The organism is Moorena sp. SIO2C4 (assembly GCF_010672485.1).
GTDB classification, from domain to species: domain Bacteria; phylum Cyanobacteriota; class Cyanobacteriia; order Cyanobacteriales; family Coleofasciculaceae; genus Moorena; species Moorena producens.
On the sequence record NZ_JAAHGN010000800.1, the window covers coordinates 1 to 3,573 of the forward strand.

The 3,573-nt window shown below is 40.7% G+C and carries 3 protein-coding genes; 1 reads left to right on the forward strand and 2 read right to left on the reverse strand.

The features are described from left to right. A partial coding sequence (locus F6K20_RS29305) for an ATP-binding protein (RefSeq protein WP_502708893.1) occupies nt 1-494 on the reverse strand: 494 nt, incomplete at its 3' end. Between the two features lie 512 nt (nt 495-1,006). Next, nucleotides 1,007-2,089, reverse strand: coding sequence for a DNA cytosine methyltransferase (locus tag F6K20_RS29310; RefSeq protein WP_008177580.1), 1,083 nt, complete (start codon nt 2,087-2,089; stop codon nt 1,007-1,009). A gap of 487 nt (nt 2,090-2,576) precedes the next feature. On the opposite strand from F6K20_RS29310, the gene F6K20_RS29315 reads away from it, so the two are divergent. After that, on the forward strand, nt 2,577-3,573 hold a 997-nt coding region (locus F6K20_RS29315), incomplete at its 3' end, for a pentapeptide repeat-containing protein (RefSeq protein WP_287297047.1).

Consider the following 3,573-nt stretch of genomic DNA (forward strand, 5'->3'; position numbering starts at 1 on the left):
ACTTTTCGCACCTCTTTGACAATGATCTGACAAAAATCTCGGAGGTTTGAGGTTTGTTGGAGCTGGTTGATGGAGGCTCTTGCTAGATGATAAAAGCTTAAAAATGGGATAGTTTCCCGGGAAACTGCTGGTTCTAATTCCAGAATCAGACAGCCATCTGAGTTACGATGAAACACACCATCAAAGACTGCGTAATCATCGCCTTTTTTCCTCGCCCAAATTTTAGTAGGATTGATTAGGTCTAGATTTTCCTCAGATAACCCAGCTTTAATTCTCTCCACTTGGAATGGGTCAAGTACATCTTCTAGGGTTTTTTCTAGCATGGCTTCGGCAGGGATTCCCAAAACCCTAGAGGTATTGTTGCTAACTTGTAATATTTTTAGCTCAGGCTCTTCCAGTACCAACAGTCCCCCATGAGGCTGAATCTGACCAATCACATGAATCGGTTCGTGATCCAATTTGGTTTGTTGTGCTGGTAAATCTATTCCTAGCATAATTCTCTGACCTTAATCCAGGATTATCAACAGTTATACGAGTTCTAGAAGGAAGGCTCTCCGATTATCGATATCATTCCTAATACTATTTTGCCTAATACTATTTGGTCTAATACTTGTGGATCTTTAACCGAACTTACCTATGACTAGCTAGCAATCTCTAGTATATCCCAGGAAGTCAACGACTAGGTCTAGAGTAATTTTTAAAAAAACATTAAATTTTTTGTCCTGCCTTTAGATCTTCTGCTGTTTCTGGGATTCCTCTTGATTGCAAGAGCAATGTTAGCCTTGCTTCTAAAAAAATATTAATAATAATACGTAAAAACTCAATATTTAATAATTTAACTTAACAAAAAACGTTAACTTCTGATGGACAAACGTAAACGCAAATCAGGTTGTTACCCCTACTCCCTACTCCCCACACTCCATTAAGGGAGTAGGGAGTAGGGAGTAGGGGTAACTAAGTTGACTGTATCTCCCCACACTTCCCACACCTCCCACACTCTTATCCCCTACAGCCGCAGATGCAATTTGTCGCAAAGCTGATCAAAATAGGATTGAAAGTCTTTTGTCGTTGATACCTCAGAGGGGAAGATGGCTTTATGGATTGCTTCTCCAACTGCTTTGGCTAACCGTGGTGGTACAGCATTACCAACCTGTCTGTATCGTGATGTTTTAGAACCTTTGAATACAAAATGATCAGGAAAGGATTGGAGTCTAGCTGATTCCCGTACCGTCAGCCGTCTTACCCCTTCAACTGTTCCTGATCTCGGCTTTCCCCCATTCATTAAATGACGGTGATACACCAGTAAAACACCTTCAGGATCAATAATGTGGGTGCAGTAACCGACTGTAGTAGCGGTAATGGTAGGACTTGGTGCATCGAAATTGATGGGTTTTCCCCCACCTTTGACTAGAGTTGCTGTCCAAGGGGTAGGACGAATAACGGGTTTATTGGCATAGGAAACTTTAGTGGTATTGGGCTCATAGTCAGGAACATCAGTTAAGGCTGAACCCGATGAAATATAGGGATTAGATGTCCCTAAACCATGGGTTTTCCGGGGAAACGTAAAATCATTTTTTGTGGCTAAACCGACGAAAAATAGACGTTCACGATACTGGGGAATTCCATAGGATGCTGCCTCTAACACCTCTACATAAACTGAATAATCTAGGGTTTGAAGCTGCTGCTCAATCCATTGATAATAGTGATTTTTTTTAGACCTTTGCAACCCAGGCATAGTTTCCATTAAAAATGCCTTTGGTCGAATATCCCTTACCGCTCGAATAAATTCTGGAACTAAATCCTTAGGCTTGGCTCGGGATAACTGTTTATTTCGCTCTTGGTTTGGGACAGAAAAAGGTTGACATGGCGGTGAACCTACTACTAGGTCAATACCTTGAAATTGAGTAAAGTCTATAGCTCGAACATCGGAGCGAATAACATTAGTGCTAGGAAAGTTTTCTCGATAAGTGGAAACAGCAGACTTATCAATTTCTATTGCTGTGGTGATCTGCCACCCAGCCATATGGAAACCTAGAGAAAGGCCACCTGCCCCTGCAAATAGATCGATGGCGTTTTTTGAATCATTCATGACTTAGGGAGCAGTTTTTAGCTATCAGCTATAGCATTTTTATTTGGAGTAGGGAGTAGGGAGCAGCGGTAAGAAAATTTACTGTACCTCATAATTATGATCAGGGCTATATTTGGACTAATTGTAGTTTAAGGGTATCAGCTGATTTTGTTATGCCAAATTGGTACATATTTGATTATTTACGATCAGGTTAGTAAGGTTTAAGGGTTAAGGTTGAAGGTTGTAAATTGAAGGTTTAAACTTGGAGGTTTAAGGTTGAATGTTAAAGGTTGAAAGTTTAAATTTGAAAGTTGTTAGCCTTTGGCGTCCCTTGTAGGGTAGGGTGAAAATACTGAGTGATCTGAATTAGCTAAAACCATGCTATAAATACCCTGTTTTTTCCCACTCTCCTCACCCTCCCCAAACTTCCTAGTTTTTACCCTATTCCCTATTCCCTATTCTCTGTTCAATACTTCTGATGCTAGAGTTATGCTAAATCAGCAAGACAATGACAGAGTTTAGCCAGGGTAATAAAACTAAAAAACTAACTATTGCCGCCTCTTCAAAAGGTGTCGAAACAGCGAAAAAAGCTTTGGAAAAGCTAGAGTTTGAGCTAAAAAGTAACTTTCCTAAGTCACAAGGTATAAGTCACTATACAGTTACAAAATTTTTGAAATCAGAGCCAATTCAGCTTGATTTATTTAAACGGATATGCGAGGGATTGACCCTAGACTGGAAAGAAATTGCGGGAATAGTAGAAGAAAAATCATCAGAACAACTAAACAAAACTGATGGCAGTAGCTCAGAGCCGGTGCAGGGTGTAGAGCAAAGTCAAACCCTGACGCACCAAGAGACTATAATCGAAAGACAAAGTCAAACAATAAAAGCTGTTCTTGTATTAGAAGGAGATATAAATTCAGTTCAACCTTCAAAACTGATTGAATCTATTTTACAACAATCTTCAGGATACACGATCAACATTATTGATATCAAACCAAGCCGCTTAATCTTAGAGGGGTTTCAAGAAGCTATCGAAGGGCTTGAAGCTCGGATAAAATCAGAAGACCTAAAAGAATTAAGTGGTTTTCCTGTTAAAGATATTCAAATTTTGAACGAAAGTTCAGATGATGAAGATAATAGCAAGCTTGATCATAAATGGCGTCTAGTCGCAGAGATTGCTAGTGGTGGAGCTGTGGGTCGAGACTTGAGGGGTGCGAACCTCAGTGATGCGGACCTCAGTGATACCAAGCTCAGTGGTGCTAACCTATGTGATGCAGACTTGAGTGGTGCAGACTTGAGTGGTGCCGACTTAAGTGGTGCCGACTTCAATGATGCAAACCTTAGTGGTGCCGACCTCAGTAGTGCTAACCTGATTCGTGCTAATTTGATTCGTGCGAACTTGAGTGGTGCTAACCTCAGTGATGTTAAGGTGATTGGTGGGAACCTCGGTAATGCTAACCTCAGCAATGCCAACTTCAGTAGTGCGAAGCTAATTCGTGCCAATC

Bases quoted from the DNA above. Each gene is read 5' to 3' on its own strand.
- F6K20_RS29310 (WP_008177580.1), bottom strand. From the start codon at position 2,089: ATGAATGATTCAAAAAACGCCATCGATCTATTTGCAGGGGCAGGTGGC.